Source organism: Variovorax sp. LjRoot84, from assembly GCF_964254305.1.
Classification (GTDB): Bacteria; Pseudomonadota; Gammaproteobacteria; order Burkholderiales; family Burkholderiaceae_C; genus Variovorax.
In genome coordinates this window covers 637,105-660,231 of record NZ_CAXUTE020000002.1, presented here as the reverse complement: position 1 = coordinate 660,231, position 23,127 = coordinate 637,105, and the positions used below count along the sequence as shown (strand labels likewise).

Sequence of the window (23,127 nt, the reverse complement as noted above, 5' to 3'; positions counted from 1 at the left end):
CCTACGACAGCGTGAAGCCACCGCCGCAGACGATGGTCTGGCCGGAGATGTAGTTGGACTCGGGCGTGCAGAACAGGTAGACCGCACCAGCCGCCTCCTCGGGCGTGCCGCCGCGGCCCAGCGGGATCTGCACTTCCATCGCCTTCATCAGGTCCGGGTTCACGCCGACCTTGATCTCGCGTCCCTCGATGTCGATCTGCGCATTGGCGTCGGCCGTGGCCTCGGTCAGGCGCGTATGGATCAGCCCGAAGGCCACCGTGTTCACGTTCACGCGCAGACGGCCCCACTCCTTGGACAGCGCCTTGGTCAGTCCCGTCACGCCGGCCTTTGCCGCCGCGTAGTTGGCCTGGCCGGCATTGCCGCCGAGCCCTGCGATGGACGAGATGTTGACCACCTTGCGGTAGTTCTGCACACCGGCCTCCGCATCGGCCTTGACCAGCGAGCGGATCGCCGGCTGTGCGGCGCGCAGGATGCGGAACGGTGCCGTCAGGTGGCAGTCGAGCATGGCGTACCACTGCTCGTCGGTCATCTTCTGGATCACGTTGTCCCAGGTGTAGCCGGCGTTGTTGACGATGATGTCCAGGCCCTGGTAGGTATCGACCGCTGACTTGATGAAGCGGTCGGCGAAGTCCGGCGCGGTCACGTTGCCCCAGCACGCGACAGCCTCGCCGCCGGCGGCCTTGATCTCCTGCGCCGCCTGCTCGGCGACATCGCGGTCCAGGTCGTTGACGACCAGCCGCGCGCCCTCGGCCGCCAGCTTCAGCGCCAGTGCACGGCCGATGCCGCGGCCCGAGCCGCTGACCAGCGCGACCTTGCCGTTGAGATTTCCCGTTGTCATTGAAGTTCTCCGATCGATACGACGGCTTCGCCAAGCACCTTGGCCTCGCCATACTGGTTGTTCAGGTGGATCTCGACCCGCACGGCGCGCTCGCCGCCGTCCAGCGTGATCTGCTCGACCACGCGGCCGCTGCAATGGGCCTCGTTGTAGAGTTGGAAGATGCCGACGAAGCGCAGCTCGATGCTGCGGATGCGGTCCTGCTCGACCCAGTTCGTCAGCAGGCGGCCGAGCCAGGCGGCGCTCAGCATGCCGTGACCGAGGACGTCGGGCGCGCCGGCCTTGCGGGCTGCGTCGGTGTCGATGTGCAGCGGCACGTGATCGCCCGATGCGCCCGCGTAGAGCGCCAGCGTCGCCCGCGTCAGCGGCGGGACGACGAGTTCCGGCAATGCGGCGCCGACCTCGAAGGAAGGAGTCGATGGACGGCTCATGTCATTTGCCCTTCGCGTAGGCAGGATCACGGTAGATCACGGTCGAGGACAGCGTGGCGATGCGCGCATCGCTCTGGTTGCGGACCTCGGTCTTCTTGAAAATGAACTGCAGCGCCCCGCCCTTCTTCTCCTGGATGTCCTCGATGGAAGCGTCGAAGCTCAGCACGTCGCCCGCGAAGGCCGGCGCGTGGTAGTCGAAGCGCTGCTGCCCGTGCAGGATGTGCAGCAGGTTGACGCCCAGGTCCGTCAGCCAGTCGAGCGGTTCGGGGCCGTCGATCATTTCCAAGCAGAACAGGTAGGTCGGCGGCACCTGCGGCGCCTGCCCCGCTTCCTTGGCCGCGAACGCCTTGTCCTTGTCGCCGATGACATTCAGGAAGAAGCGCAGTTGCCCGGCCTCCACCGTGCGCGTCACGCGCCGCAGCGAGCGGCCGATGTGTGTGCGATCCAGCATGCGCGACTCCTAGGCCTGGCCGTACATGGTGACCACGGCAGCGCCGCCGAGGCCCAGGTTGTGTTGCAGCGCAAAGCGCGCGCGCTCCACCTGCGTGCCTTCGGCCGTGCCGCGCAACTGGCGCGTCAGCTCGTAGCACTGCGCCAGACCCGTGGCGCCCAGCGGATGGCCCTTGGACAGCAGGCCGCCCGATGGGTTGACGACCACGTCGCCGCCATAGGTGTTGCGCGCCTCGTCGACGAAACGCGCCCCCTCGCCGACCGGGCAGAAGCCCAGCGCCTCGTAGCTGAGCAGCTCGTTCTGCGCGAAGCAGTCGTGCAGCTCGCAGACGTCGACGTCTTTCGGGCCGATGCCGGCTTCGGCGTAGACCTTGGCCGCCGCGTCCTCGCTCAGGTGGAAGCCGACCAGATCGATCATCGAGCGCGAGTCGAAGCTGTTCGCGCGGTCCGTCGTCATCGCCTGGCCGAGGATCTGCACGCGCGGCGTCAGCCCCTTGCGCGCCGCGAATTCCTTCGAGACCAGAATGGCCGCAGCCCCGCCACAGGTCGGCGGACAGGCCATGAGCCGCGTCAGCACGCCCTCCCACAGCACCGGCGAGGCCAGCACCTCCTCGGGCGTGACCTCCTTGCGGAACAGCGCGAGCGGATTGCGCGCCGCATGGCGGCTGGCCTTGGCGCGGATCTTCGCGAAGGTCTCGAGCGTCGTGCCGTATTTCGCCATGTGCTCGCGGCCGGCACCGCCGAAGTAGCGCAGAGCCAACGGCAGCTTCACGCCGTCCGTCAGGCTGTCGCACAGCGCATCGAAATTCTCGAAGGCATTGGGGCGGTCCTGCCAGTGCATGGCCAGGGCGCCGGGCTGCATCTGCTCGAAGCCGACGGCGATCGCGCAGTCCACCGCGCCGCTGGCCACCGCCTGGCGGGCCAGGAACAGCGCCGTCGAACCGGTCGAGCAGTTGTTGTTGACGTTGACGACCGGAATGCCGCTCATGCCGACCTCGTACAGCGCACGCTGGCCGCTGGTCGAGTCGCCGTACACGTAGCCGGCATAGGCCTGCTGCACCTCGTCGTAGTGCAGCCCCGCATCGGCGAGAGCCTGGCGTGCTGCCTGCGCACCCATCTCATGGTACGGCAGGCTGTCGCCCGGCTTCTTGAACGGGATCATGCCGACCCCTGCGACCAGTACTTGCTTCATCTCAGTCCTCAAAAAGAAACCTTGTCCGCGCCCTTGAGCGCGAGGATCGCGCGCGCCTCGTCCGGCGTCGCGACCTCGAGGCCCAGGCCTTCGACGATGGCGCGCGCCTGGCGCACCTGCTGCGCGTTGGACTCGGCGAGCCGCGCCTTGCCGGCCCACAGCGAGTCCTCCAGGCCAACGCGCACGTTGCCGCCTTGCGCCGCGCCCATCGCCACCAGTGGCATCTGGCTGCGGCCGGCGCCGAGCACCGACCAGCGGTAGTTGTCGCCGAACAGCCGGTCGGCCGTACGCTTCATGTGCTGCACGTCCTCGGGATGCGCACCGATGCCGCCCAGCAGCCCGAACACGGTCTGGATGAACAGCGGCGCCTGCACCAGGCCCTCCTGCCAGAAGTGTTGTAGGTTGTAGAGATGGCTGGTGTCGTAGCACTCGAACTCGTAGCGCGTACCGGTCTCGTTGAGCGTGCGCAGCGCGTAGCCGATGTCCTTGAAGGAGTTGCGGAACACCAGGTCGCGCGAGTTCTCCAGCATCTCCGACTCCCAGGCGTGCTTGAAGTCCTTGAAGCGCTTGAGCATCGGAAACAGGCCGAAATTCATCGAGCCCATGTTCAGGCTCGCTACCTCGGGCTTCCAGACGGCGGCCGGGCGAATGCGCTCCTCCATCGACATGAAGGGCGAGCCGCCGGTCGTGAGGTTGACCACGACGTCGGAGCGGCGCTTGATCTCGCGCAGGAAGGGCTCGAAGGCCTCGGGCGACTGGTCTGGCCGACCGTTGACCGGATTGCGCGCATGCAGGTGCACGATGGCCGCTCCAGCCTCGGCGGCGCCGACGGCGGCCTCGGCGATCTCCTCGGCCGTCACCGGCAGGTGCGGCGACATCGAGGGCGTGTGGATCGACCCCGTGACGGCACAGGTGATGATGACTTTGCGCTCAGGCATGGGGGCTTCCTTCGGATGACGTTGAATCGCCGAAGTGATCAGGGCGGCCAGCGGTCCAGAGTTCGCCCCACAGGCGCCCGCCTCCGTCGACGGTCATGACCTCGCCGGTCATGAAGCTGGCGGCCGGACTCGCGAGGAACACGGCCGACTCGGCGATCTCGCGCAGGCTGCCCGGTCGGCGCAGCGGATTGGCGCGATGGAATTCGCGGCGCGCCTCGGGCGGATAGACCTCCAGCCCTTCGCTGGCCGTCAGCCCCGGCGCGAGGCAGTTGACGCGCACGCCCAGCGGCGCCCATTCGACGGCCACCGTGCGCGTGGCGCCGATCACGCCGGCACGCGCCGCGATGGAATGCGCGATGCCCGGGATGCCGCGCTCGACAACGGCAACCACGTTGACGATCGCGCCGGGCGCGGCGGCGTCGCGCCAGTGGCGCGCGGCCGCCTGCATCATGTACCAGGTGCCGTTGAGGTTGGTGTCGACCACGGCGTTCCAGCCCTTGGGCGAGAAGTCGATCGCCGGCTGCGGAAACTGCCCGCCCGCGTTGTTCACCACAGCCGCCAGCGTGCCGCACTCCGAGGCAATGCGCGCGAACAGCGCTTCCACCTGCTGCGGGTCGCGCACATTGGCCGCGATGGGCAGTACGCGCGCACCCCTCTCCTTCGCGAAGGCGGCCACCTGGTCCAGTTTCTCCTGCGTGCGCCCGCAGACGATCACCTGAGCGCCGAGCCGCGCGAACAGCAGCGCGATGGCGCGGCCGATGCCGCTGCCGCCGCCCGACACGAGCACGCTGCGGCCCTCGAACAGGCTCGCGTGATAGACCGTCGGCTCTGCCCAGAGCGATTCAGCCATCGATGCCGCGATCGAGTTCGCGCTTGAAGCCGACGGCGTGGAGGTGCTCGCGCTCATGGCCGTCACCCGCGCAGCAGTTCGCCGCTGATGATCAGCTTGCGCACTTCGGTCGTACCGGCGCCGATCTCCAGCAGCTTGATTGACCTGTAGAGCCGATTGATCTCGGATTCCCAGATGTAGCCATAGCCGCCGTGCACCTGCACGGCTTCGTCGAGCACCGCATTCATGGTGTTGGCGGCGAACATGACGGAGGCGGCCGTCAACTTGTGGATCTCGCCGCGGCCCGCGTCGCCACCGTGCAGCGCACTGACCGCCCGCAGAGTTTGATAGGTGAACAGCCGCATGGCCTCCACCCCGACGTACATCTTCGCCAGCTTGTCCTGGATCATCTGGAAGTTGCCGATCGGCTGGCCGAACTGCTGGCGCGTGCGCGCGTACTCGATGCTCAGCTCCAGCGCGCGCTCGGCGATGCCCAGGCACAGCGGCGCGATCATGGCGCGCTCGAGGTCAAGCCCGCTCATCACCACCTTGACGCCGGCGTTCTCCTCGCCGATGCGATTGGCGGCCGGCACGCGGCAGTTGTCGAACACCAGCTCGCCGGTCTGGCTGCCGCGAAAGCCCATCTTTTCGAGCTTCTGCGCCACGCGGAAGCCCGGCGCGTCCTTGTCGACCAGGAAGGCCGAGATGCCGCGCGAGCCAAGCGACTTGTCGGTCTTGGCATACACCAAGAGCACGTCGGCGACCGGCCCGTTGGTGATGAAGATCTTCGTGCCGTTGAGCACGTAGTCGTCGCCGTCGCGTACCGCCGTCGTGCGCATCGAGCCCAGCGCGTCGGAGCCTGCGCCCGGCTCGGTCAGCCCGAGGGCACCGACCCGCTGACCGCTGCACATGCCGGGCACGTAGCGCGCCTTCTGCTGCTCGTCGGCGTTGCGCAGCACGTTGTGCAGGCACAGGTTCTCGTGCGCCACCCAGCTCAGGGCCAGCGCGTGGTTCCAGCGCGCAAAGGCCTGCAGGACGAGGCCGCTCGTGAACAGACTCAGCCCGGCACCACCCAGCGCTTCCGGCGCGGTGATGCCGAAGTAGCCGTTGGCACCGATTTTCACGAACGCCTCGGCCGGCCACCATTCCTCGTCGTCCATGCGCTGTGCCAGCGGGTAGAGCTCGGCCTTGGCGAAGCGGTCGGCCTGCGACAGCATTTCCACCTCGTCGTCGGACAGGCCACTGAAGACCTGTGCGATCGGGCGTTGGGCTGCGGACAAAACACTCTCGGACATCGGTACTCCAGACGGTCGGCGGCCGAAGACGGCGCCTTGTTCACAAGCTTCCACTGCGAAGCGTTAATTGAGTCAGCCTCATAAAGTTACCACCATATGCGCCATCTTCGACTGGGGAAAACCATCATGTGATTAAATGAGTTGAACTCAATAATGAAAATCCGACGGGCCGAAGGCTCGCAAATATGGAGTGCAAGTGCAAAAAGACTGGCCGTTCGATTCGGTACTGATCGCCAACCGGGGCGAGATCGCGCTTCGCATCGTTCGCAGCGTGCAGCGGCTGGGACTCAAGGCGGTGGTGGTCCACCACGCCGTCGATGCCTCGTCGCTCGCGGTGCGCCACGCCGACGCGGCGGTCGAGATCCACGGCAGCACGCCGGTGGCCGCCTACCTCGACGGGGCGCAGATCATCGAGGCTGCCGGGCAGTCGGGGGCCGGCGCCGTCCACCCCGGCTACGGCTTCCTGTCGGAGAACGCCGGCTTCGCGCGCGCCTGTCAGGCGGCCGGACTGGTGTTTGTGGGACCCGCGCCGGAAGTCATCGACCTGATGGGCGACAAGGTCACGGCCCGCGCCTTCGTCGCGCGCAGCGGCTTTCCGGTCGCGCCGTCGGCCATCGAAGACGACGACCCGGCCAGCTTCGTCGAGCGTGCCCGCGCGGTGAGTTTTCCCCTGCTCATCAAGCCGGCGGCCGGCGGCGGCGGCAAGGGCATGCGCATCGTGCGCGATCCGAAGCTGCTGGCCCCGGAGATCGAACGCGCGCGCAGCGAAGGCCAGCGCTACTTCGGCGACGGCCGCCTGTACGTCGAGCGCTTCGTCGAGAACCCGCGCCACATCGAGGTCCAGGTACTCGGGGACAGCCACGGCAATGTGCTCCACCTCTTCGAGCGCGAATGTTCGGTCCAGCGGCGCTTCCAGAAGATCGTGGAGGAGACGCCCTCCCCGGCACTGACGCCCGAACTGCGCCGCGACATCTGCGCGACAGCGGCCGGCATCGCGCGCAGCGCCAAGTACAGCAACGCGGGCACCGTGGAGTTCATCTACGGTGACGGCGTCTTCTACTTCCTCGAGATGAACACGCGGCTGCAGGTCGAGCATCCGGTGACCGAAGAACTCCTGGGTCTCGATCTGGTCGAGCAGCAACTCCGCGTGGCGGCCGGAGAGCGGCTGGGCTTCGGGCAGGACGACCTGCGGCCCCAAGGCCACGCAATCGAATTCCGCGTCTATGCCGAAGACCCCGCCGCCGGCTACCTGCCGACCACCGGCGCGATCCTCGCGTTGCACGAGCCCGACGGGCCTGGTGTGCGCATCGACGCCGGCATCGCGGCCGGGCAGGACGTCACGGCCGCCTTCGACCCGATGCTGGCCAAGCTGATCGTCTCCGGCGCGACGCGCGCGGCAGCGATCGAACGTGCGCAGCAAGCCCTGCGCGACTATGTGCTGCTCGGCTGCAAGACCAACATCGGCTTCCTGCGGCGGCTGCTGTCGCATCCCGCATTCGCAGCCGGCGAGATCCACACCGGCTTTCTCGACGCACACCCGGAGGTCGCCGCCGAGCCCGCACTCGACACGGCCAAGCTGCACAAGCTGCTGGCTGTCGCAGCACTGGCCTCGCGGCCCGTGCGCGACGCGGCCGATGCCGTGCCCACCTTGCATGCCGCCATCGGCGCCTGGAGGAATTGATGGCCCATGCATTCCACCTGCTCGGCGCCGAACACGAAGTCTGGCTCGCGCGCGCGGGCACCACCTACCGGCTGCACGTCGGCGATGGGAGTCTGGCCGTGGCCCTGTCGCCGCGCGGCGACCATGCGCACGAACTGATCTTGCACGACGACAGCCACCGAGTGTTCGTCGCACGGCGCGGCGACGACGTCCACATCCACCTCGACGGCGACACCTACCTGCTGCACTACTCGCACAGCCTGGCGCGCTTCGCCGACCAGACGGTCGACGAAGGCGAGGCCGTCGCGCGCGCGCCGATGCCCGGCTCGGTGATCTCCGTCGCCGTACAGCAAGGCGAAGTCGTGCAGCGCGGACAGGCACTGCTCGTGATCGAGAGCATGAAGATGGAAACGACGATCAACGCCAGTTGCGATGGCGTCGTCCAGGCCCTGCACGTCGGCCTGGGCCAGACCTTTGAACGTGACGCTCCGCTGGTGACACTGGAGCGAGGAACAGCAGCGCCATGAAACGCATCGACTCTGCACTCAACACGCGCTCTGCCGACTTCCAGGCCAACCGCCAGCACAATCTGGCGCTGGTGGAAGGGCTGCGGCAGCAACAGGCCAGCGTGCGCCACGTCCGCCCGGAGCGTGACATGGAGCGCCTGGCCCGGCAGAACAAACTCTTCGTGCGCGAGCGGCTGCAGCAGTTGCTCGACCCCGGAACGCCCTTCCTGGAACTCTCCACCCTCGCCGCCAACGCGGACTACGACGGCGAGGTGCCGGGCGCCGGCGTGGTCACCGGCATCGGCGTCGTCAGCGGCCGCGAGGTGATGGTGAATGCGTCGGACGCCAGCGTCAAAGGCGGCGCCTGGTACCCGCTGTCGGTCAAGAAGATCGTGCGCGCCACCGACATCGCGGTCGAGAACCGGCTGCCGATGGTCCACCTGTGCGACAGCGCCGGCGGCTTCCTGCCGCTGCAGGCCGACCTCTTTCCGGACCGCCACAACGCCGGGCGCATCTTCCGCAACCAATCCATCCTCTCGAAGATGGGCGTGCCGCAGGTCTCCATCGTGCTAGGCCATTGCACGGCCGGCGGCGCCTACGTGCCGGCGCTGTCGGACTACAGCGTCATCGTGCGCGGCAACGGCGCCATCTTCCTCGGCGGCCCGCCGCTGGTGAAGGCGGCCACGGGCGAAGAAGTCAGCGCCGACGAGCTAGGCGGCTGCGACGTGCACACGCGGATCTCGGGGACCGCCGACTATCCGGCCAGCAACGAATACGAAGCCATCGCCATCGCGCGCGATGTGGTCGCGCAATGGAAGCGCCCGGTCAAGGCCGACGTGCAATGGCAGGAGCCCGAGGCCCCCCTCTACGACCCGCAGGAGCTGTACGGCATCATCCCGCGCGACATCAAGGTGCAGTTCGACATGCGCGAGATCATCGCGCGCATGGTCGACGGCAGCCGCTTCCACGAGTACCAGCCGGCCTACGCGCCCACGCTGCTGTGCGGCTTCGCGAACCTGTGGGGCTACAAGGTCGGCATCCTGGCCAACAACGGCGTGCTGTTCAACGAGAGCGCGCAAAAGGGCACGCACTTCATCGAGCTGTGCAATCAGAACCGCACGCCGCTGATCTTCCTGCAGAACATCACCGGCTTCATGGTCGGGCGCGACTACGAGCGCCGCGGCATCACCAAGGACGGCGCCAAGATGATCATGGCGGTGGCGGGCTCCGAGGTGCCCAAGTTCACCGTGATCTGCAACGGCTCCTTCGGCGCGGGCAACTACGGCATGTCGGGCCGCGCCTTCGATCCACGCTTCCTGTTCATGTGGCCGCAGAGCCAGATCTCGGTGATGGGGGCCGAGCAGGCGGCCAACGTGCTGGCCGACGTGAAGTTGCGGCAGCTGGCTCGCACGGGCGCGAACCTGAGCCTCGAGGAAGTCGCGGCCATCCGCGACCCGGTGCTGGAGGACTACCGCCGCCAGTCGAGCGCGCTCTATTCCACCTCGAAGATCTGGGACGACGGCATCCTCGACCCGGTCGACACGCGCAACGCACTGGGTATCGCGATCTCGGCGGCGCTGAACCAACCGATCGCGCCGCCCAGCTACGGCGTGTTCCGCATTTGAGGCCGATGGTGTCCGAAGACGACGCGCGAGTCCATGCCGCACGGCCCGAAACCGGCGTGGCGGTGCTGACGCTGCGCCGCAAAGCAGGGCCGAACGTCATCGACGGCGCCTTCTGCGAAGGGCTGAGCAGCGCCTGCGCCTCCTTCGCTAAAGACGATACCCTGCATGCGGTGCTGCTGCGTGCCGAGGGACCGGCCTTCTGCGTCGGCGCCGACATCGACCAGATGCGAGCCCGCCTGGACGACCTCCCGGTCTACCTCAGCGAGTTGATCGACCAGGCGCATGCGGCGGTGCTGGCGCTCAGCGGCCTGCCGGTGCCGGTCATCGCTTGCGTACACGCCGTGGCCGCCGGCGGCGGCTTCTCGCTGGCGCTCGCTTGCGACAGCGTGATCGCGTCGCGCTCGGCGCGCTTCGTCGTCGCCTATCCGCAGCTCGGCGCCACGCCGGACACCGGTTTCACGCATTCGCTCGCGGCGCGGGTCGGTCCGCACCGCGCGCTGGAGATCTGCCTTTCGCCGGCACCCCTGGGGGCCGAGCTGGCGCATCGGCTTGGCATCGTCAGCGAACTGGTCGATGAAGGGGGGCTCGATGATGCAGGCCTGGCGGCCGCCCGGCGCCTGGCCGCGCTGCCGCGTCTGGCGGTGGCCGGCGCGAAGGCCCTGCTCCAGGCCAGCGCACTGCCGGCCCTTGAGGAACGCCTGCGGCGCGAGAAGGAATGGTTCCTCCGCTGCGCTCGCACAGAGGTGCTGCGCGAGCGCGTGCGCGCCTTTGCGCAGCGCACCACCGGCGCCGCACATTGAACATTTTCAAGGAGCAAGACGATGGCAGGCCACTGGTTCGAGGAGTTCAGCGTCGGACAGGCGTTCGAGCACGAGATACGCCGCACCGTCACCGAAGCGGACAACATGTGGTTCAGCAACGCGACCTGCAATCCGGCCGCGATCCACATCGACGCCGAATACTGCAAGGGCACCGAGTTCGGCCGCCCCTTGGTCAACAGCATCTTCACGCTCGGGCTGGTGATCGGCCTGTCGGTGCAGGAGACGACGCTGGGCACGACGGTGGCGAATCTCGGCATGACCGACACGCGCTTTCCTTTTCCGGTGTTCACTGGCGACACGATCCGCTCGCGCACCACGGTGAAGGATTTGCGCGAGAGCAAGTCGCGCCCGAACGCCGGCATAGCGACCTTCCTGCACCAAGGCTTCAACCAGCGCAACGAAGAGGTCTGCACCTGCACGCGGCAGGCACTGATGCTCAAGAGGCCGACATGAGCGGTTTCAAGCTTCGCTCGATGCTGTTCGTCCCGGCGGACAGCGAACGCAAGCTCGCCAAGTCGGTGGAGAGCGCGGCAGACGTGCTGATCCTGGACCTCGAGGATTCGGTCGCGGATTCGCGCAAGTCCCGCGCGCGCGGCGCCGCGGCTTCCTTTGTCGGCGCCCAGGCGACCACACTGGCCTCGCGGCTCTTCGTGCGCATCAACCCGCTCGACACGGCGCTGGCGATGGATGACCTGGCAGCCGTTGTCACCCGGGGCCTGGCCGGCATCCTGCTGCCCAAGATCCGCAGCGCCGCGGACATCATCCACCTCGGCCATTGCTTGGATGCGCTGGAGGCGCGCGCCGGCATCGCGCCGGGCACCATTCGCGTCGTGCCGGTCGCAACCGAGACGCCACAGGCGATGCTCGGCATGCAGTCATTCACCACACCCCTGCCCCGACTGGCCGGCCTGACCTGGGGCGCCGAGGACCTCTCGACGGCCATCGGCGCGGTCTCCAACCGCGAGGAAGACGGCTGGTATTCGCCGCTGTACACACTGGCCAACTCGCTGTGCCTGTGCGCCGCGGCCGCCGCTGGCGTGCCGGCGATCGATACGCTGCACGCCGACTTCCGCGATGTCGCAGGCCTGGAGGCTGCCTGCCGGGTGTCGCGCCGGCGCGGCTTCCGCGGGCGCATCGCGATCCATCCCGACCAGGTGGCGACGATCAACGCGGCCTACTCACCAACCGAAGCCGAACTGGCGCATGCGCGCAGCATCGTCGACGCCTTCGCCGCGCAGCCGGAGGCCGGCACGCTCAGCATCGACGGGCAGATGGTGGACAAGCCCCATCTCACGCAGGCACTGCAGACGCTGGGGCTCGCGGCATGAACGCCCGGCCCGCGCCGCATAGTAAGCTCCGTGCGAAGACAACAGGCGCAATCCCGCACCCCATGAAGATCAGCACAAAGCGACCGCGCAGCAAGAGCGAGAAGGCCGACAAGCGCGCCACGGACAGCGCGCTCGCCCCGCTGTCGGAGCGGCGCCAGCGCCGCGCCAACGAGATCCTCGCGGCCGCGCGCGAGGTGTTCCTGGAAAAAGGCTTCCAGGGCACCTCCGTCAGCGAGATCGCGAGCCGCGTCGGCATCGTCGAAGGCCTGGTATTCAGTTACTTCCCGACCAAGCGCGACCTGCTCCACGAAGTGCTGCGCGAGCTCTACGAGCCACTGATCCGAGATGTCGGCGAGGGCTACGCGCGGCTCCAGGGCCTGCGCGCGCGCCTGCGCTTCATCATCTGGCGCCACGTGCGCGTCTACGTCGAGACGCCCGGCCTCGCCAAGCTGGTCCTGCACGAGGTGCGCACCGGTCCCGAATACACGAGCTCCGGCCTGCACGCGCTTCACGTGCGATACACGCAGTACGTCAGGCTCGCGCTCGAGGATGCGGCCCGGGACGGCGAACTCGGCGCCTCCGTCGACGTCGAATTCGTGCGTTCGATGCTCTACGGTGGGCTGGAGCACCTGATGTGGCCCGTGCTCTTCGGCACGCAGCGCGTCGACGTGGAGCTCGTCGCCGACCGCTATACCGATCTCATGCTGCGGGGCTTGCAACCTGCGCAGGAGCTCCGCGAGGACAACGTGGAGGCCCGCCTCGCGCGACTCGAGGCACTGGTCACAACAGCCAAGGCCACGCAGCGAAAATCTTCCTGACCCTCTTCTGAATCAAACTCAAAGGCCGCCGGCGACATCGCCCGCGGCCTTTTTCATTTGAGAGTCTCCCAGGAAAACTAAGTGTTTGCACCTAAGGCTCATTCATTTATTTGACCTAGACTCAAATTATCGCGAGCCGAAGCCGGCCGATGGCTGTTGAAAGTCTTCGAAGCCAAAACGAGCTCGACTCAAACAACCGCGCCCTGACACGGGCGGATACTGGAACGGAGACAGCGTGAGCGCAACGGAATCCGGGAGCCCTGTGGTCCTCGAATGCGAGGGCATCGAACGCTCGTTCGGCGGCCTGAAGGCGCTCAAGGGCGTGAGCTTCGCCGTTCGCCAGGGCGAGATCTTCGGGCTCGTGGGCCCGAACGGCAGCGGCAAGACGACCATGATCAACGTCGTTACCGGCTTCTACCCGCCGCAGGCAGGCCGCGTGCACCTCTTCGGCCAGGACATCACCGGCATGCGGCCCTACCGCATCGCGCAGCAGGCCGTGGCGCGCACCTTCCAGAACCTCGCACTCTTTCGCGGCATGAGCGTACTCGACAACATCCTGCTCGGTCGCCACGTCCACATGCGCCCGAGCGCGCTGGCCTCGCTCTGCTACTGGGTCTGGGCGGCGCGCGAGGAAACGGCGCACCGCCGCATCGTCGAGGAGATCATCGATTTCATGCAGTTGCAGGGCATCCGCGACGAACCGATCGAGTCGATCCCGCCGGGCCTGCAGAAGAGCGTTGAACTGGCGCGCGCCCTCGCCTCGGAGCCGAAGTTCCTGATCCTCGATGAGCCGATGGCCGGCATGAACCAGGAGGAGAAGGAATACCTCGCGCGCTACATCCTCGATGCTCGCGACGAGCGTGGCGTTTCCATCCTCCTGATCGAGCACCACATGGACGTGGTCACGTCGCTGTGCGACCAGGTGCTGGTCCTCAGCTACGGCGAGGCCATCGCGCAGGGACCGGCCCGCGAGGCGATCTCGTCGCCGGCCGTGGTCGAAGCCTATCTGGGCCATCGAGCAGCGCAGCGCGCGGGGGCGATCGCATGAGTGCCACCCGAACGAGCGAAGGCGCTCGCCTCCGCTTTCAGGAGGGGGCAGGGGCAGCAGACGAAGTGGCGCAGTCTGGCGGAGAAGGCCGTGCAACCGAACTGCGCACGCGCCTCGTTGCCGCCAGCGAACGCTGGCAAGGCGGCAGCGAAGGCGAACCCGCATCGCTGATCGCGGCCATGGCGCGCAACGTGCTCGCGTATCCAGCGCGCGTCGCGGTGCGCGAGCGCGATCGCGGCATTTGGGTCGAACACGACTGGGCGGCGATCCTCGGCGACGTGATCGCCCTGGCCGTCGGACTCCAGGAAGCCGGCGTGCGGCCCGGCCACGCGGTGATGGTGATCGGCGACAACCGTCTGCGACTGTACGAGGCGATGCTCGCCACCATGGCGCTGTGCGCCTTCCCCGCCCCCATCTATCCCGACGTGCCGCCGTCGGAGCTCAAGCACTACAGCCAGTTGGGCCACCCGGAGGTGGCCATCGTCGAAGACCAGGAGCAGGTCGACAAGCTGCTGGAGCTGCGCAAGCACAGCGACGGCCAGCCGCGCACCATCGTCTACCACGACCCGCGCGGTCTCAAGGCTTGCAACGAGCCGGGGCTTGTCTCGCTGGAGGCGCTGCTCGAGCGTGGACGCGCACGGCTGGGCCGCGAGCCGGCGCTCATCGACGCACTGATGATGCAGGCGACGCCGCGGGACACGGCCGTGCTGCTTCATTCCTCGGGCACCACGGGCATGCCCAAGGGCATTCCGCTGAGTCAGGCGAACATCATCGGCGGCGTACGCAACGCGGCCGCCGCGGGCTACTTCCAGCTGCACGAGGAGCACTACGCCTACCTGCCGATGGCCTGGGTCGGCGACTTCGTCTTCACGCTCGGCGCGGGGCTGGTGCTGGCCTTCACGATCAACATTCCCGAGCGCCAGGAGACGGTGCTGCACGATCTGCGCGAGGTGGCGCCCACGATGTATCTTGCGGCGCCGCGCGCCTGGGACCACATGCTCACGCGCGTGCAGGTCGGCATGGCCGAGTCGACGCGCTTCAAGCGCTTTCTTTACGAGTGGTTCATGGGCCGCGCCATCGAGGTCGAGCGACGGCGCCTGGACGGGCACGCGCCGAACATCGGCGAACGCTTCGTGCGGCAGCTCGGCGAATGGCTGGTCTTCGCACCGATCCGGGACATCCTGGGCCTCTCGCGCGCGCGGCGCGCCTACACGGGGGGCGAGGCGCTCGGCGAAGACACCTTCCTGACCTTTCGCGCACTGGGCATCAACCTGCGCCAGTTCTACGGACAGACCGAAACAGCGGCGCTCACGGCCGCCCAGGGCGATGGCGATGTCAAGCTGCACACGGTCGGCCGGCCGATGCCCAACGTCGAGATGCGCATCGACGAACGCGGCGAGATTCTGGTGCGTTCGGCCTCGGTGTTCGACGGTTACTACGAGAACCCCGACGCTACGGCCGAGGCATTGCACGAAGGCTGGCTCTCCACGGGCGACACCGGCTACTTCGAGCCGGATGGGCAACTGGTCGTGCTGGGCCGCGTCAGCGAGGTCAAGCACACCGCGGGCGGCGAACGCTTCGTTCCGAACTACATCGAGAACCGGCTCAAGTTCAGCCCCTACATCCGCAATGCGGCCGTGGTCGGCGCGGGGCGCGACCGGCTCGGCGCGCTGGTATGCATCGACTTCGAGGCAGTGGGCCACTGGGCCGAAGAACGCGCCCTGCCCTACACCTCCTATGCGGATCTTTCCCAGCGCCCGGAGGTGGTGGCGCTGATCGCAGGCGTGTTCGAGCGCGTCAACCGCGTGCTCAAGCCGGAGCTGGCCCTGCGCCGCTTCGTCAACCTGCCCAAGGATTTCGATGCCGACGACGGCGAGATCACGCGCACCCGCAAGCTGCGCCGCGGCACGGTCGAGGAGCGCTATGCGGTGGTGATCGAGGCACTGTACGGCGCTGCCGAGACGGTCGATTTCGACACCGCCATCACCTACGAAAGCGGCCAGACCAGCGCGATGCGCCGCACCTTGCAACTCAAGAGGGTCGACTGATGGACATCCTGCTGTATGCGGAACTCACGATCAATGGCGCCCTGGTGGGCCTGATGTACGCGCTCGTGGCGCTGGGCATCGTGCTGGTCTACAAGGCCTCGGGCTATGCCAACCTGGCGCAGGGGGCCTTCGCGATGGCGGGCGGCTACGCCTGCCTGCTGATCACGACGGCACTCGGGCTGCCGGTCTGGGCCGCAGCCCTGCTGTCGCTGGTGGTGCTGTTCTTGGCGGGCATGCTGGTCGAGCGCCTTCTGCTGCGTCGCATGATCGGCCAGCCCGTGGTGATGGTCATCATGCTCACGCTCGGTCTCGAGATCCTGTTGCGCGGACTGGTTCCTGGGTTGCTGGGCTCCTCGGTGAAGCGGCTGGACCTGGGGATCCCGCAGGCGCCGGTGCTGCTGGGCGACATCCTGGTCAACCGCGCCTATCTCGCGGGCGGCGTGATCGCCCTGGTGCTGATCGTTGGCTCGATGGCCTTCTTCAACTCGCCGCTGGGCGTGCGCATGCGCGCCGTGTCGGACGACAAGATCGCGGCCTGGTCGGTCGGCATCCGGGTCGAGCACGTGATCGCGGTCGCCTGGGGGCTGGCGGGCGTGTCCGCCGGGGCCGCGGGCATCCTGTGGGGCTCGGTGCAGGGCGTCGACTGGACGTTGTCTCTGCTGCTGCTCAAGGCGCTCGCGATCGCGATCCTCGGCGGGCTCGATAGCGTGCCGGGCGTGCTGGTCGCCGGCCTCGTGATCGGCATCGCGGAAAGCGTCGCGGCCGGCGTGCTGGACCCGCTCGTGGGCGGAGGCACGCGCGACATCGTCGCCTCGGTCTTCATTCTGCTGACGGTGCTGGTGCGTCCGCACGGCCTGTTCGGCAGCGAGCACATCGAACGGGTCTGACACCATGTTCTACCGCGCCGCCGGCATCCGCCACGTCAACTACCTGCAGACGCGCAAGCTCTGGCCGCTGCCGGCCGACCGAGCGACGCTCGGCATCATCGCGGCGCTGTTCCTCACGGCGCCCTGGCTGTTGAGCGCCCTGTACCTAAACTCCTACCTGACGCCGCTGCTGCTGTGGACCAGCGCGGCACTGGGCCTGAACCTGCTGATGGGCGGCGCGGGCCAGGTCCACCTGGGCTACGGCGCGGTGATGGCGATCGGCGCCTACGGCACCGTGCACATGACGCGCGCCGGCCTGCCCTTCGAGCTGGCGCTGCTGCTGGGCGGCACGCTGGCGGCGCTGGTGGGCACCGTGTTCGGTGCGGCGGCGCTGCGGGTCAAGGGTCTGTACCTCGCGGTGTCCACGCTGGCGCTGCAGTACCTGACCGACTTCGTCATCGTGCACGTGCCAGCGATCAGCGGCGGCTCGCAAGCCTCGCTGCAGGTGCCGGTGCTGCGGCTGCTGGGCATGCCGGTCACGTCCGACGCCGGGATGTACTTCGTCGCGCTGGGCGTCTGCGCGCTGCTGACGGTCTGGATGCTCAACATCCGGCGCACCAGCTTCGGCCGCGCGCTTGCGGCGATCCGCGAGAAGGACTACGCGGCGGAGATCCTCGGCGTGAGTGCCTTCCGCTACAAGCTGCTGGCCTTCTGGGTCAGCTCCTTCATCGGCGGCATCGTCGGCGCGCTGTACGCCTTCTGCTACTACAAGGCGGTGTCGCCCGAGCAGTTCCACATCGAGTTGTCGATCCAACTGCTCGCTACCGTCATCGTCGGCGGCCTGGGCAGCGTGCTGGGCTGCTACTTCGGCGCGGCGCTGATCCTGCTCGCGCCGCCCCTGCTCAACAACGCGCTGGCGGCGCTGTCGCGCCAGTACGGCGGCGCAATCGGCAGCGACCTGCTGACGCACGCACCGCTGATCCTCTACGGAGCGCTGATCGTCGGCTTCCTGCTCTTCGAGCCGCTGGGGCTGGCCAAGATCTACGACAACGTGCGCAAGAGCCTCCTGGTCTGGCCCTTCCGCCACACGCGGCGCCAGTGAGCATGAAACACGGCGATTTCGACAAAGCGAAAAGCCAACCGTCGCACGGGCGCCCGCCGGGACGGTTCGAACGCCCTCGTGCGGCGCTCTGGCACCTCTGAGCGGGCAAACACCCAGGAGACACCATGAAGGTAGACAGACGACAGTTCGTGGCTGCGGGCGCAGCAACCGCACTCATCACCACCCTGCCCCTCGCCCAGGCCCAGGAAAAGATCATCAAGTTCGGCATGGCGCAGGACTTCACGGTGGTCTACACCTTCGTGACCGCCGAATACAGTCAGGGCCAGCGCGACTACTTCTCGCTGGTCAACGAGCGCGGTGGCGTGAGCGGCTGGAAGATCGCGGCCGATATCGTGGACACGGGCAACGCGCCCCAGCGCGGCATCGAGGCCTACGAGCGCTTCAAGCGCAACGGTGTCGTGCTGGTCGACCCGTTGTCCACGCCGGTGAGCCGGGCACTCGTCTCGCGCGCGCTGCAGGACAAGATCAACCTGGTGACGACCTTCTCGGGACGCAGCGACGCGGCCGACGGTGCCACCTTCCCCTACGTCCTGCCGCTATCGGCCAGCTACTGGTCACAGGCCGCGATCCTGATCGAGTACATGGCGCGCCAGGACAAGGACCTCAAGGGCAAGAAGATCGCGTTCGTCCACATCGACACGCCCTACGGCCGGGAACCTCTGCCCCTCCTGCAGGCGTTGGCCAAGCGCCGCGGCTTCGAACTGCTGCCCTTCCCCTATGCACCGCCCGGCAACGAGCAGTCGGCCGTATGGACGCAGCTGCGGCGCGCGCGGCCGGACTGGACTTTGATCTGGGGCGGCGGCGTCGGCCAGACGGTGTCGCTCAAGGAGGCCTTGCGCAATGGCATCTCGCCCGATCGCATCGCGTCCGTCGTGTGGCTGTCGGAGTCGGACATGAAGGTGGTCGGACCCGATCAAGTCAAGGGTGTCCTCAAGTTCGAAGGCGCCGCCGCAGGCAGCGAACCCAAGGTGATCCAGGACATCATTCGCGACGTCGTCGGCAAGGGCAAAGGTGCGGGGCCGAAGGAGATGGTCGGCACCGCCTACTACAACATCGGCGTGATGGCCGCCGCGGTCATGGTCGAGGGCGTGCGCCGGGCGCTCGAAGTGACCAAGGGCGGGCCGGTCACCGCGGAGGCCCTCAACGAAGGGCTGCGCAGCATCAAGAACTTCACCGCCGACGGACTGATTCCGCCGCTGACGACGAGCAAGACCGATCACCAGGGCGGCGGCATGGGCCGCGTCGCCCAATGGGACGGCAGCCGCTGGGTACCCAAGAGCGACTGGCTTGCGAGCGACCAGGACGTGGTCTGGCAACTGATCCGCGCCTCGTCGGAAGAGTTCAAGAAGACGGGAACCTGAGATGCCCCTCCTGGCGCTCAACAACGTCGAGGTCGTCTACGACAGCGTGTCGCTGGCCGTCAAGGGCGTCTCCATCGACATCGAGGCGGGCGGGCTGGTCGCGTTGCTCGGCGCGAATGGCGCCGGCAAGAGCACCGTGCTCAAGGCAATCAGCGGCTTGTTGAGCGCAGAGCGCGGCAAGGTGAGCGGAGGGAGCATCACCTTCGACGGCGGCGATCTGCTGGGCCTCGGCGCACCCGAGCGCGTTCGCCGGGGCATCGCCCACGTGCTGGAAGGCCGGCGCGTCTTCGAGCATTTGACACCGGCCGAGAACCTGTTCGCCGCATCGTCGATGCACCGCGACCGCGGCCATGTCCGCGAATTGATGGACAAGGTGATGGCCTGGTTCCCGCGCCTGGCGCAACGGGCGGGATCGCCGGCGGGCTACCTCTCCGGCGGCGAGCAGCAGATGCTCGCCATCGGCCGCGCCCTGATGACCGAACCGCGCCTGCTGATGCTCGACGAACCCAGTCTCGGCCTGGCGCCGCTGCTGGTCGACGAGATCTTCGACATCGTGCGGCGCATCAATGCGGACGCGAGGCTGTCGGTGCTGCTGGTGGAACAGAACGCCGTTGCGGCGCTCGGCATCGCACAGCGCGCCTACCTGATCGAGAACGGACGGGTCGTCATGACCGGCAGCGCCGAATCCCTGAGCAGCAATCCGGACGTGCAGGAGTTCTATCTTGGGGGCGCGCAGGGTCAGCAGAAGGACTACCACGCCGTGAAGCACTACCGCCGGAGAAAGCGGTGGCTGACATAGAAAGCGGAGGGACTCGAAATGTTTCAAACGGCGACCCCATGCCTCCATTCCCGTCGAGAGCCGCGCGCATCCATCGCCCACACGGTTGTCCCTTCCCGATCATCCGATGCCTTAACGTTCGAGTCCAAACTCGGCTCGCATGACAATATAATACCGTAGTGTATAGTACTGCAACGCATCAAAATAAGCATGCGGCAGCGATGGCTGCATTGCCCGATCCATCATGAAGGCCAAGAAGAAGCAGCTCGACACCTTCAAGCCCGAAGACCTGGGCGTGGACGTCAAGCCGCGCCTGAAGACCCTGAAGGTCAGCGAGCCGCCGAAGCGCGGCGCCGGCATCAAGGTGCCCGATGTCGCCACCCTGGTGGACAAGCTCAAGAACGAAGCGAAGGTGATCTGACCATGACCGTACTTGTTATTGCCGAACACGACCACGCCACCGTCAAGCCGGCGACCCTCAACACCGTGACCGCGGGCATCGCCTGCCAGAGCGGCGACGTGCACGTGCTGGTGGCCGGCGCCAACGCCGCCGAAGCCGCGGCTGCTGCCGCCAAGATCGCGGGCGTCGCCAAGGTGATCGCGGCCGACAGCCCGTCGCTGGCCGAGAACCTGGCCGAGAACGTCGCAGCCCAGGTTCTGGCCATCGCCAAGAACTACAGCCACATCCTGTTCCCGGCCACGGCCAACGGCAAGAACGTGGCGCCGCGTGTGGCGGCCAAGCTCGATGTGGCGCAGATCAGCGACGTCACCAAGGTCGACAGCCCCGACACCTTCGAGCGCCCGATCTATGCGGGCAATGCGATCGCCATCGTGCAAAGCAGCGATGCGATCAAGGTGGTCACGGTGCGCACCACCGGCTTCGATCCGGCGGCAGCCACCGGCGGCAGCGCCACGGTCGAGAGCGCCGAGGGCGTGGCCGACAGCGGCAAGTCGAGCTTCGTCGGACGCGAAATCACCAAGAGCGAGCGTCCCGAACTCACGGCCGCCAAGATCATCGTCTCGGGCGGCCGGGCACTCGGCAGCGCCGAGAAGTTCACCGAAGTGATGGCGCCGCTGGCCGACAAGCTCAACGCCGGCCTGGGCGCCAGCCGCGCCGCAGTGGACGCGGGCTACGCGCCCAACGACTGGCAGGTGGGCCAGACCGGCAAGATCGTGGCGCCGCAGCTCTACATAGCCTGCGGCATCTCGGGCGCGATCCAGCACCTGGCGGGCATGAAGGATTCCAAGGTGATCGTGGCGATCAACAAGGACCCGGAAGCGCCGATCTTCTCGGTGGCCGACTACGGGCTGGAAGCCGACCTGTTCACGGCCGTGCCGGAACTGGTGAAAGAGTTATAGCTTCAGCCCTGCCTACTGCCCCACGGAATCTCCATGGCTCTTCTTCGACACTGCCTTCTCGAGCTCCGCGCCAAGCAAGGAGATCTCGATGCATGCGCGATCGAATATCCGGCGTCCATGTGGGAACAGGAGGCATGCATCTCCCACCCAAGCTGGCCTTCCAGTGCTTCAAGCGAGTCGTTCAGCGATGAAGGCCCGCCCCACATCGCAGAGGCGAGCCTGTTCTCTCGACGCACTCAGGATTGAACCTTCCTGTTCCGCATCGCCAAGCGGCGCTCTTCGATTTGCGCACGCGTCACACCCGTATTGTTGGAAACAGAGGCCTCGCGCTCCAGGATCAACGCGTCCGGCAGCGAGCGCTCGTCCTCCTGCTCCAGCAGGCGCTTGTAAAGCTTGAGAGTCTCCGGCACGCCGCTGAGCATCAGGGTGGCCAGCGTCACCGCGGTCGGCAGCAACTGCGCGGCCGGTACAACCTGGTTCACCATTCCCCAGCTGTATGCCTCGTTCGCATCGAAGAAGCGACCCGAGAAGGCGAGCTCCTTCGCCCGGTGCAGTCCCACGCGGCGCGCGAGCCGGACCGAGCCTCCCCAGCCCGGCAGCAGCCCGACCTGAACGTGCGTATCGGCGAAGCGCGCTTCGCTCGAGGCGATCAAAACATCGCATGCGAGTGCGATCTCCAGCCCGCCGGTGATCGCGAAACCGTTGACCGCACCAATGACCGGCCCGCTGAAGCGCGCCAGCGCAGCCACCGCATCAGCTTCATAAGCACCCGCCGCCGCGGGCAGACCTTCGGCGCCCCATTCGTCGAGGTCGAGTCCGCAGCTGAACGCGCGACCAGTCCCCGTGAGCACCAGCACCCGGACATCGGCGTCGGCCTCCAGCATGTCGACTGCCTCCAGCAACTCGGCCCGCAGCGCGAGCGACAGGGCATTGAGCTTGTCAGGCCGATTGAAGCGCAGGATCGCGACGCCGGCGACCGGATGTTCCACGAGCAGGTTCTGATACATGCTCAGCGTCCCCGAAAGGACGCCTTGCGCCGCTCGAACATCGCCGCCACGCCCTCCTGGGCATCCTCCGTGGACGAGATGCGCGCCAGCGTCAGTGCCTCGTCTTCCAGCTGTGCCTCCAGCTGCGCATGACCCGCACGCAGGAAGAGCCGCTTGATTTCGCCATAGGCCAGGGTCGGCCCAGTGGCCAGGCGCACAGCGATCTCACGGGCCGAATCCGTCAGCTGCGCATCGGGCACGACCTGGTCGGCCAAGCCCGCAGCCAACGCTTCAGCGCTGGACAGAACCTCTCCCATGAGCACGAAGCGTCGTGCGCGCGCCGCTCCCATACGAAACGTCAGCGTGACGCTGGAGCCGGAGTCACAGCTGAAGCCGAGGTGGGAGAACGCCGAGCCGAAGCGCGTCGACTCGGCCGCCACCACCACGTCGCACCCGGCCAGCAAACCCACCGCGCCGCCCATCGCCCAGCCCTGCACCTCGGCCACGATCGGCACCGGCAGCTGCCAGGCGCGCGACAGTCCCACATGAAGATCGCTGGTCAGCCGCCGCACCATTGCAGGCAGCGCATGGCGAACCGGATGAAAGGTCTTGAGATCGCCGCCGAAGCTGAAATTCGAGCCCTCCGCGCGCAACAGCACAGCGCGCAGGCCCTGCGTGTCCCAGAGTTCGAGAAAGACTTCCTTGAAGTCTCGCGTGAAATCGCCGTCGATCGGGTTGCCGCGCGCGGGCTGGGTTAACGTCACCGTCGCAAGGCCGTTTTCGATGTCGAGTCGCAGCGAGGAGAGATTCGTTGTCATTCGGGTTCTCCA

At 67.3% G+C, this 23,127-nt stretch carries 23 protein-coding genes and 1 pseudogene; 15 read left to right on the top strand and 9 right to left on the bottom strand.

Annotated elements, in window-relative coordinates:
* Nucleotide 1 precedes the first annotated feature (1 nt).
* Genes ACSQ9I_RS33940 through ACSQ9I_RS33910 form a run of 7 tightly spaced genes read right to left on the bottom strand, consistent with a single transcriptional unit; the run spans nt 2 to nt 5,970 of the window.
* A complete protein-coding gene (locus ACSQ9I_RS33940) occupies nt 2-838 on the bottom strand; it encodes an SDR family NAD(P)-dependent oxidoreductase (RefSeq protein WP_436307085.1) in 837 nt (278 codons plus the stop codon).
* The gene (locus ACSQ9I_RS33935; protein ID WP_436316388.1) at nt 835-1,266 is read right to left on the bottom strand and encodes a MaoC/PaaZ C-terminal domain-containing protein; all 432 of its coding nucleotides are present in this window, start codon (nt 1,264-1,266) and stop codon (nt 835-837) included. Before ACSQ9I_RS33935 ends, ACSQ9I_RS33940 begins: the two co-directional genes overlap by 4 nt.
* Before the next feature lies 1 nt (nt 1,267).
* Nucleotides 1,268-1,717, bottom strand: a complete 450-nt coding sequence (locus ACSQ9I_RS33930; protein WP_436316387.1) for a MaoC family dehydratase N-terminal domain-containing protein — start codon at nt 1,715-1,717, stop codon at nt 1,268-1,270.
* Nucleotides 1,718-1,726: 9 nt separating this feature from the next.
* Nucleotides 1,727-2,908 carry a lipid-transfer protein gene (locus ACSQ9I_RS33925; protein ID WP_436316386.1) on the bottom strand — a complete coding sequence of 394 codons (1,182 nt, stop codon included), beginning with the start codon at nt 2,906-2,908 and terminating at the stop codon, nt 1,727-1,729.
* An 8-nt stretch (nt 2,909-2,916) separates the two neighbouring features.
* Complete coding sequence (locus ACSQ9I_RS33920; RefSeq protein ID WP_436316385.1) at nt 2,917-3,846, bottom strand: 3-keto-5-aminohexanoate cleavage protein; 930 nt, start codon at nt 3,844-3,846, stop codon at nt 2,917-2,919.
* Nucleotides 3,839-4,753 (bottom strand): SDR family oxidoreductase, encoded by a 915-nt coding sequence (locus ACSQ9I_RS33915; protein WP_436316384.1) that lies wholly within the window; start codon nt 4,751-4,753, stop codon nt 3,839-3,841. The genes ACSQ9I_RS33920 and ACSQ9I_RS33915 overlap by 8 nt, the downstream gene beginning before the upstream one ends.
* A gap of 5 nt (nt 4,754-4,758) precedes the next feature.
* Nucleotides 4,759-5,970 (bottom strand): acyl-CoA dehydrogenase family protein, encoded by a 1,212-nt coding sequence (locus tag ACSQ9I_RS33910; protein WP_436316383.1) that lies wholly within the window; start codon nt 5,968-5,970, stop codon nt 4,759-4,761.
* A gap of 196 nt (nt 5,971-6,166) precedes the next feature.
* On the opposite strand from ACSQ9I_RS33910, the gene ACSQ9I_RS33905 reads away from it, so the two are divergent.
* The 15 genes and pseudogenes from ACSQ9I_RS33905 (at nt 6,167) to ACSQ9I_RS33835 (ending at nt 21,311) form a co-directional block, all read left to right on the top strand.
* A complete protein-coding gene (locus tag ACSQ9I_RS33905; protein WP_436296753.1) occupies nt 6,167-7,651 on the top strand; it encodes an acetyl-CoA carboxylase biotin carboxylase subunit in 1,485 nt (494 codons plus the stop codon).
* Entirely contained in the window at nt 7,651-8,157 is a 507-nt protein-coding gene (locus tag ACSQ9I_RS33900) for a biotin/lipoyl-containing protein (RefSeq protein ID WP_436316382.1), read from the top strand. The genes ACSQ9I_RS33905 and ACSQ9I_RS33900 overlap by 1 nt, the downstream gene beginning before the upstream one ends.
* Nucleotides 8,154-9,761 (top strand): acyl-CoA carboxylase subunit beta, encoded by a 1,608-nt coding sequence (locus ACSQ9I_RS33895; RefSeq protein WP_436316381.1) that lies wholly within the window; start codon nt 8,154-8,156, stop codon nt 9,759-9,761. Before ACSQ9I_RS33900 ends, ACSQ9I_RS33895 begins: the two co-directional genes overlap by 4 nt.
* Before the next feature lie 5 nt (nt 9,762-9,766).
* Nucleotides 9,767-10,561, top strand: a complete 795-nt coding sequence (locus ACSQ9I_RS33890; RefSeq protein WP_436316380.1) for an enoyl-CoA hydratase/isomerase family protein — start codon at nt 9,767-9,769, stop codon at nt 10,559-10,561.
* A gap of 21 nt (nt 10,562-10,582) precedes the next feature.
* Nucleotides 10,583-11,035 (top strand): MaoC family dehydratase, encoded by a 453-nt coding sequence (locus ACSQ9I_RS33885; RefSeq protein WP_436316379.1) that lies wholly within the window; start codon nt 10,583-10,585, stop codon nt 11,033-11,035.
* Complete coding sequence (locus ACSQ9I_RS33880) at nt 11,032-11,910, top strand: HpcH/HpaI aldolase/citrate lyase family protein (RefSeq protein WP_436316378.1); 879 nt, start codon at nt 11,032-11,034, stop codon at nt 11,908-11,910. Before ACSQ9I_RS33885 ends, ACSQ9I_RS33880 begins: the two co-directional genes overlap by 4 nt.
* A 62-nt stretch (nt 11,911-11,972) precedes the next feature.
* Nucleotides 11,973-12,728 carry a TetR/AcrR family transcriptional regulator gene (locus tag ACSQ9I_RS33875; RefSeq protein WP_436316377.1) on the top strand — a complete coding sequence of 252 codons (756 nt, stop codon included), beginning with the start codon at nt 11,973-11,975 and terminating at the stop codon, nt 12,726-12,728.
* Nucleotides 12,729-12,963: 235 nt separating this feature from the next.
* A complete protein-coding gene (locus ACSQ9I_RS33870) occupies nt 12,964-13,776 on the top strand; it encodes an ABC transporter ATP-binding protein (RefSeq protein WP_436316376.1) in 813 nt (270 codons plus the stop codon).
* 65 nt (nt 13,777-13,841) lie between these two features.
* Nucleotides 13,842-15,824, top strand: a complete 1,983-nt coding sequence (locus ACSQ9I_RS33865) for an AMP-dependent synthetase/ligase (RefSeq protein ID WP_436316374.1) — start codon at nt 13,842-13,844, stop codon at nt 15,822-15,824.
* Nucleotides 15,824-16,711: a branched-chain amino acid ABC transporter permease gene (locus tag ACSQ9I_RS33860; RefSeq protein ID WP_436316373.1), complete on the top strand. Its 888-nt coding sequence runs from the start codon at nt 15,824-15,826 to the stop codon at nt 16,709-16,711. The genes ACSQ9I_RS33865 and ACSQ9I_RS33860 overlap by 1 nt, the downstream gene beginning before the upstream one ends.
* A 4-nt stretch (nt 16,712-16,715) precedes the next feature.
* Nucleotides 16,716-17,792 (top strand): branched-chain amino acid ABC transporter permease, encoded by a 1,077-nt coding sequence (locus tag ACSQ9I_RS33855; RefSeq protein WP_436307102.1) that lies wholly within the window; start codon nt 16,716-16,718, stop codon nt 17,790-17,792.
* 125 nt (nt 17,793-17,917) lie between these two features.
* On the top strand, nt 17,918-19,174 hold the full coding sequence (locus tag ACSQ9I_RS33850) for an ABC transporter substrate-binding protein (RefSeq protein WP_436316372.1): 1,257 nt from the start codon (nt 17,918-17,920) through the stop codon (nt 19,172-19,174).
* Nucleotide 19,175: 1 nt separating this feature from the next.
* Entirely contained in the window at nt 19,176-19,973 is a 798-nt protein-coding gene (locus ACSQ9I_RS33845) for an ABC transporter ATP-binding protein (RefSeq protein WP_436316371.1), read from the top strand.
* 217 nt (nt 19,974-20,190) lie between these two features.
* A pseudogene (locus tag ACSQ9I_RS33840) lies at nt 20,191-20,373 on the top strand (electron transfer flavoprotein subunit beta/FixA family protein); the annotation flags it as partial.
* Between the two features lie 2 nt (nt 20,374-20,375).
* Entirely contained in the window at nt 20,376-21,311 is a 936-nt protein-coding gene (locus tag ACSQ9I_RS33835; RefSeq protein ID WP_436316370.1) for an electron transfer flavoprotein subunit alpha/FixB family protein, read from the top strand.
* Between the two features lie 236 nt (nt 21,312-21,547).
* On the opposite strand, the gene ACSQ9I_RS33830 is transcribed toward ACSQ9I_RS33835, so the two are convergent.
* Together ACSQ9I_RS33830 and ACSQ9I_RS33825 are read right to left on the bottom strand one after the other, a co-directional pair.
* Nucleotides 21,548-22,318 carry an enoyl-CoA hydratase gene (locus ACSQ9I_RS33830; protein WP_436316369.1) on the bottom strand — a complete coding sequence of 257 codons (771 nt, stop codon included), beginning with the start codon at nt 22,316-22,318 and terminating at the stop codon, nt 21,548-21,550.
* A 2-nt stretch (nt 22,319-22,320) separates the two neighbouring features.
* Nucleotides 22,321-23,115 carry an enoyl-CoA hydratase/isomerase family protein gene (locus ACSQ9I_RS33825; protein WP_436316368.1) on the bottom strand — a complete coding sequence of 265 codons (795 nt, stop codon included), beginning with the start codon at nt 23,113-23,115 and terminating at the stop codon, nt 22,321-22,323.
* Nucleotides 23,116-23,127 lie beyond the last annotated feature (12 nt).

Excerpts from the sequence above, each read along its gene's own strand:
- ACSQ9I_RS33940 (WP_436307085.1), bottom strand. The coding sequence starts at position 838 with ATGACAACGGGAAATCTCAACGGCAAGGTCGCGCTGGTCAGCGGCTCG.
- ACSQ9I_RS33935 (WP_436316388.1), bottom strand. The coding sequence starts at position 1,266 with ATGAGCCGTCCATCGACTCCTTCCTTCGAGGTCGGCGCCGCATTGCCG.
- ACSQ9I_RS33930 (WP_436316387.1), bottom strand. The coding sequence starts at position 1,717 with ATGCTGGATCGCACACACATCGGCCGCTCGCTGCGGCGCGTGACGCGC.
- ACSQ9I_RS33925 (WP_436316386.1), bottom strand. The coding sequence starts at position 2,908 with ATGAAGCAAGTACTGGTCGCAGGGGTCGGCATGATCCCGTTCAAGAAG.
- ACSQ9I_RS33920 (WP_436316385.1), bottom strand. The coding sequence starts at position 3,846 with ATGCCTGAGCGCAAAGTCATCATCACCTGTGCCGTCACGGGGTCGATC.
- ACSQ9I_RS33915 (WP_436316384.1), bottom strand. The coding sequence starts at position 4,753 with ATGAGCGCGAGCACCTCCACGCCGTCGGCTTCAAGCGCGAACTCGATC.
- ACSQ9I_RS33910 (WP_436316383.1), bottom strand. The coding sequence starts at position 5,970 with ATGTCCGAGAGTGTTTTGTCCGCAGCCCAACGCCCGATCGCACAGGTC.
- ACSQ9I_RS33900 (WP_436316382.1), top strand. The coding sequence starts at position 7,651 with ATGGCCCATGCATTCCACCTGCTCGGCGCCGAACACGAAGTCTGGCTC.
- ACSQ9I_RS33895 (WP_436316381.1), top strand. The coding sequence starts at position 8,154 with ATGAAACGCATCGACTCTGCACTCAACACGCGCTCTGCCGACTTCCAG.
- ACSQ9I_RS33890 (WP_436316380.1), top strand. The coding sequence starts at position 9,767 with ATGGTGTCCGAAGACGACGCGCGAGTCCATGCCGCACGGCCCGAAACC.
- ACSQ9I_RS33885 (WP_436316379.1), top strand. The coding sequence starts at position 10,583 with ATGGCAGGCCACTGGTTCGAGGAGTTCAGCGTCGGACAGGCGTTCGAG.
- ACSQ9I_RS33880 (WP_436316378.1), top strand. The coding sequence starts at position 11,032 with ATGAGCGGTTTCAAGCTTCGCTCGATGCTGTTCGTCCCGGCGGACAGC.
- ACSQ9I_RS33875 (WP_436316377.1), top strand. The coding sequence starts at position 11,973 with ATGAAGATCAGCACAAAGCGACCGCGCAGCAAGAGCGAGAAGGCCGAC.
- ACSQ9I_RS33860 (WP_436316373.1), top strand. The coding sequence starts at position 15,824 with ATGGACATCCTGCTGTATGCGGAACTCACGATCAATGGCGCCCTGGTG.
- ACSQ9I_RS33855 (WP_436307102.1), top strand. The coding sequence starts at position 16,716 with ATGTTCTACCGCGCCGCCGGCATCCGCCACGTCAACTACCTGCAGACG.
- ACSQ9I_RS33850 (WP_436316372.1), top strand. The coding sequence starts at position 17,918 with ATGAAGGTAGACAGACGACAGTTCGTGGCTGCGGGCGCAGCAACCGCA.
- ACSQ9I_RS33845 (WP_436316371.1), top strand. The coding sequence starts at position 19,176 with ATGCCCCTCCTGGCGCTCAACAACGTCGAGGTCGTCTACGACAGCGTG.
- ACSQ9I_RS33835 (WP_436316370.1), top strand. The coding sequence starts at position 20,376 with ATGACCGTACTTGTTATTGCCGAACACGACCACGCCACCGTCAAGCCG.
- ACSQ9I_RS33830 (WP_436316369.1), bottom strand. The coding sequence starts at position 22,318 with ATGTATCAGAACCTGCTCGTGGAACATCCGGTCGCCGGCGTCGCGATC.
- ACSQ9I_RS33825 (WP_436316368.1), bottom strand. The coding sequence starts at position 23,115 with ATGACAACGAATCTCTCCTCGCTGCGACTCGACATCGAAAACGGCCTT.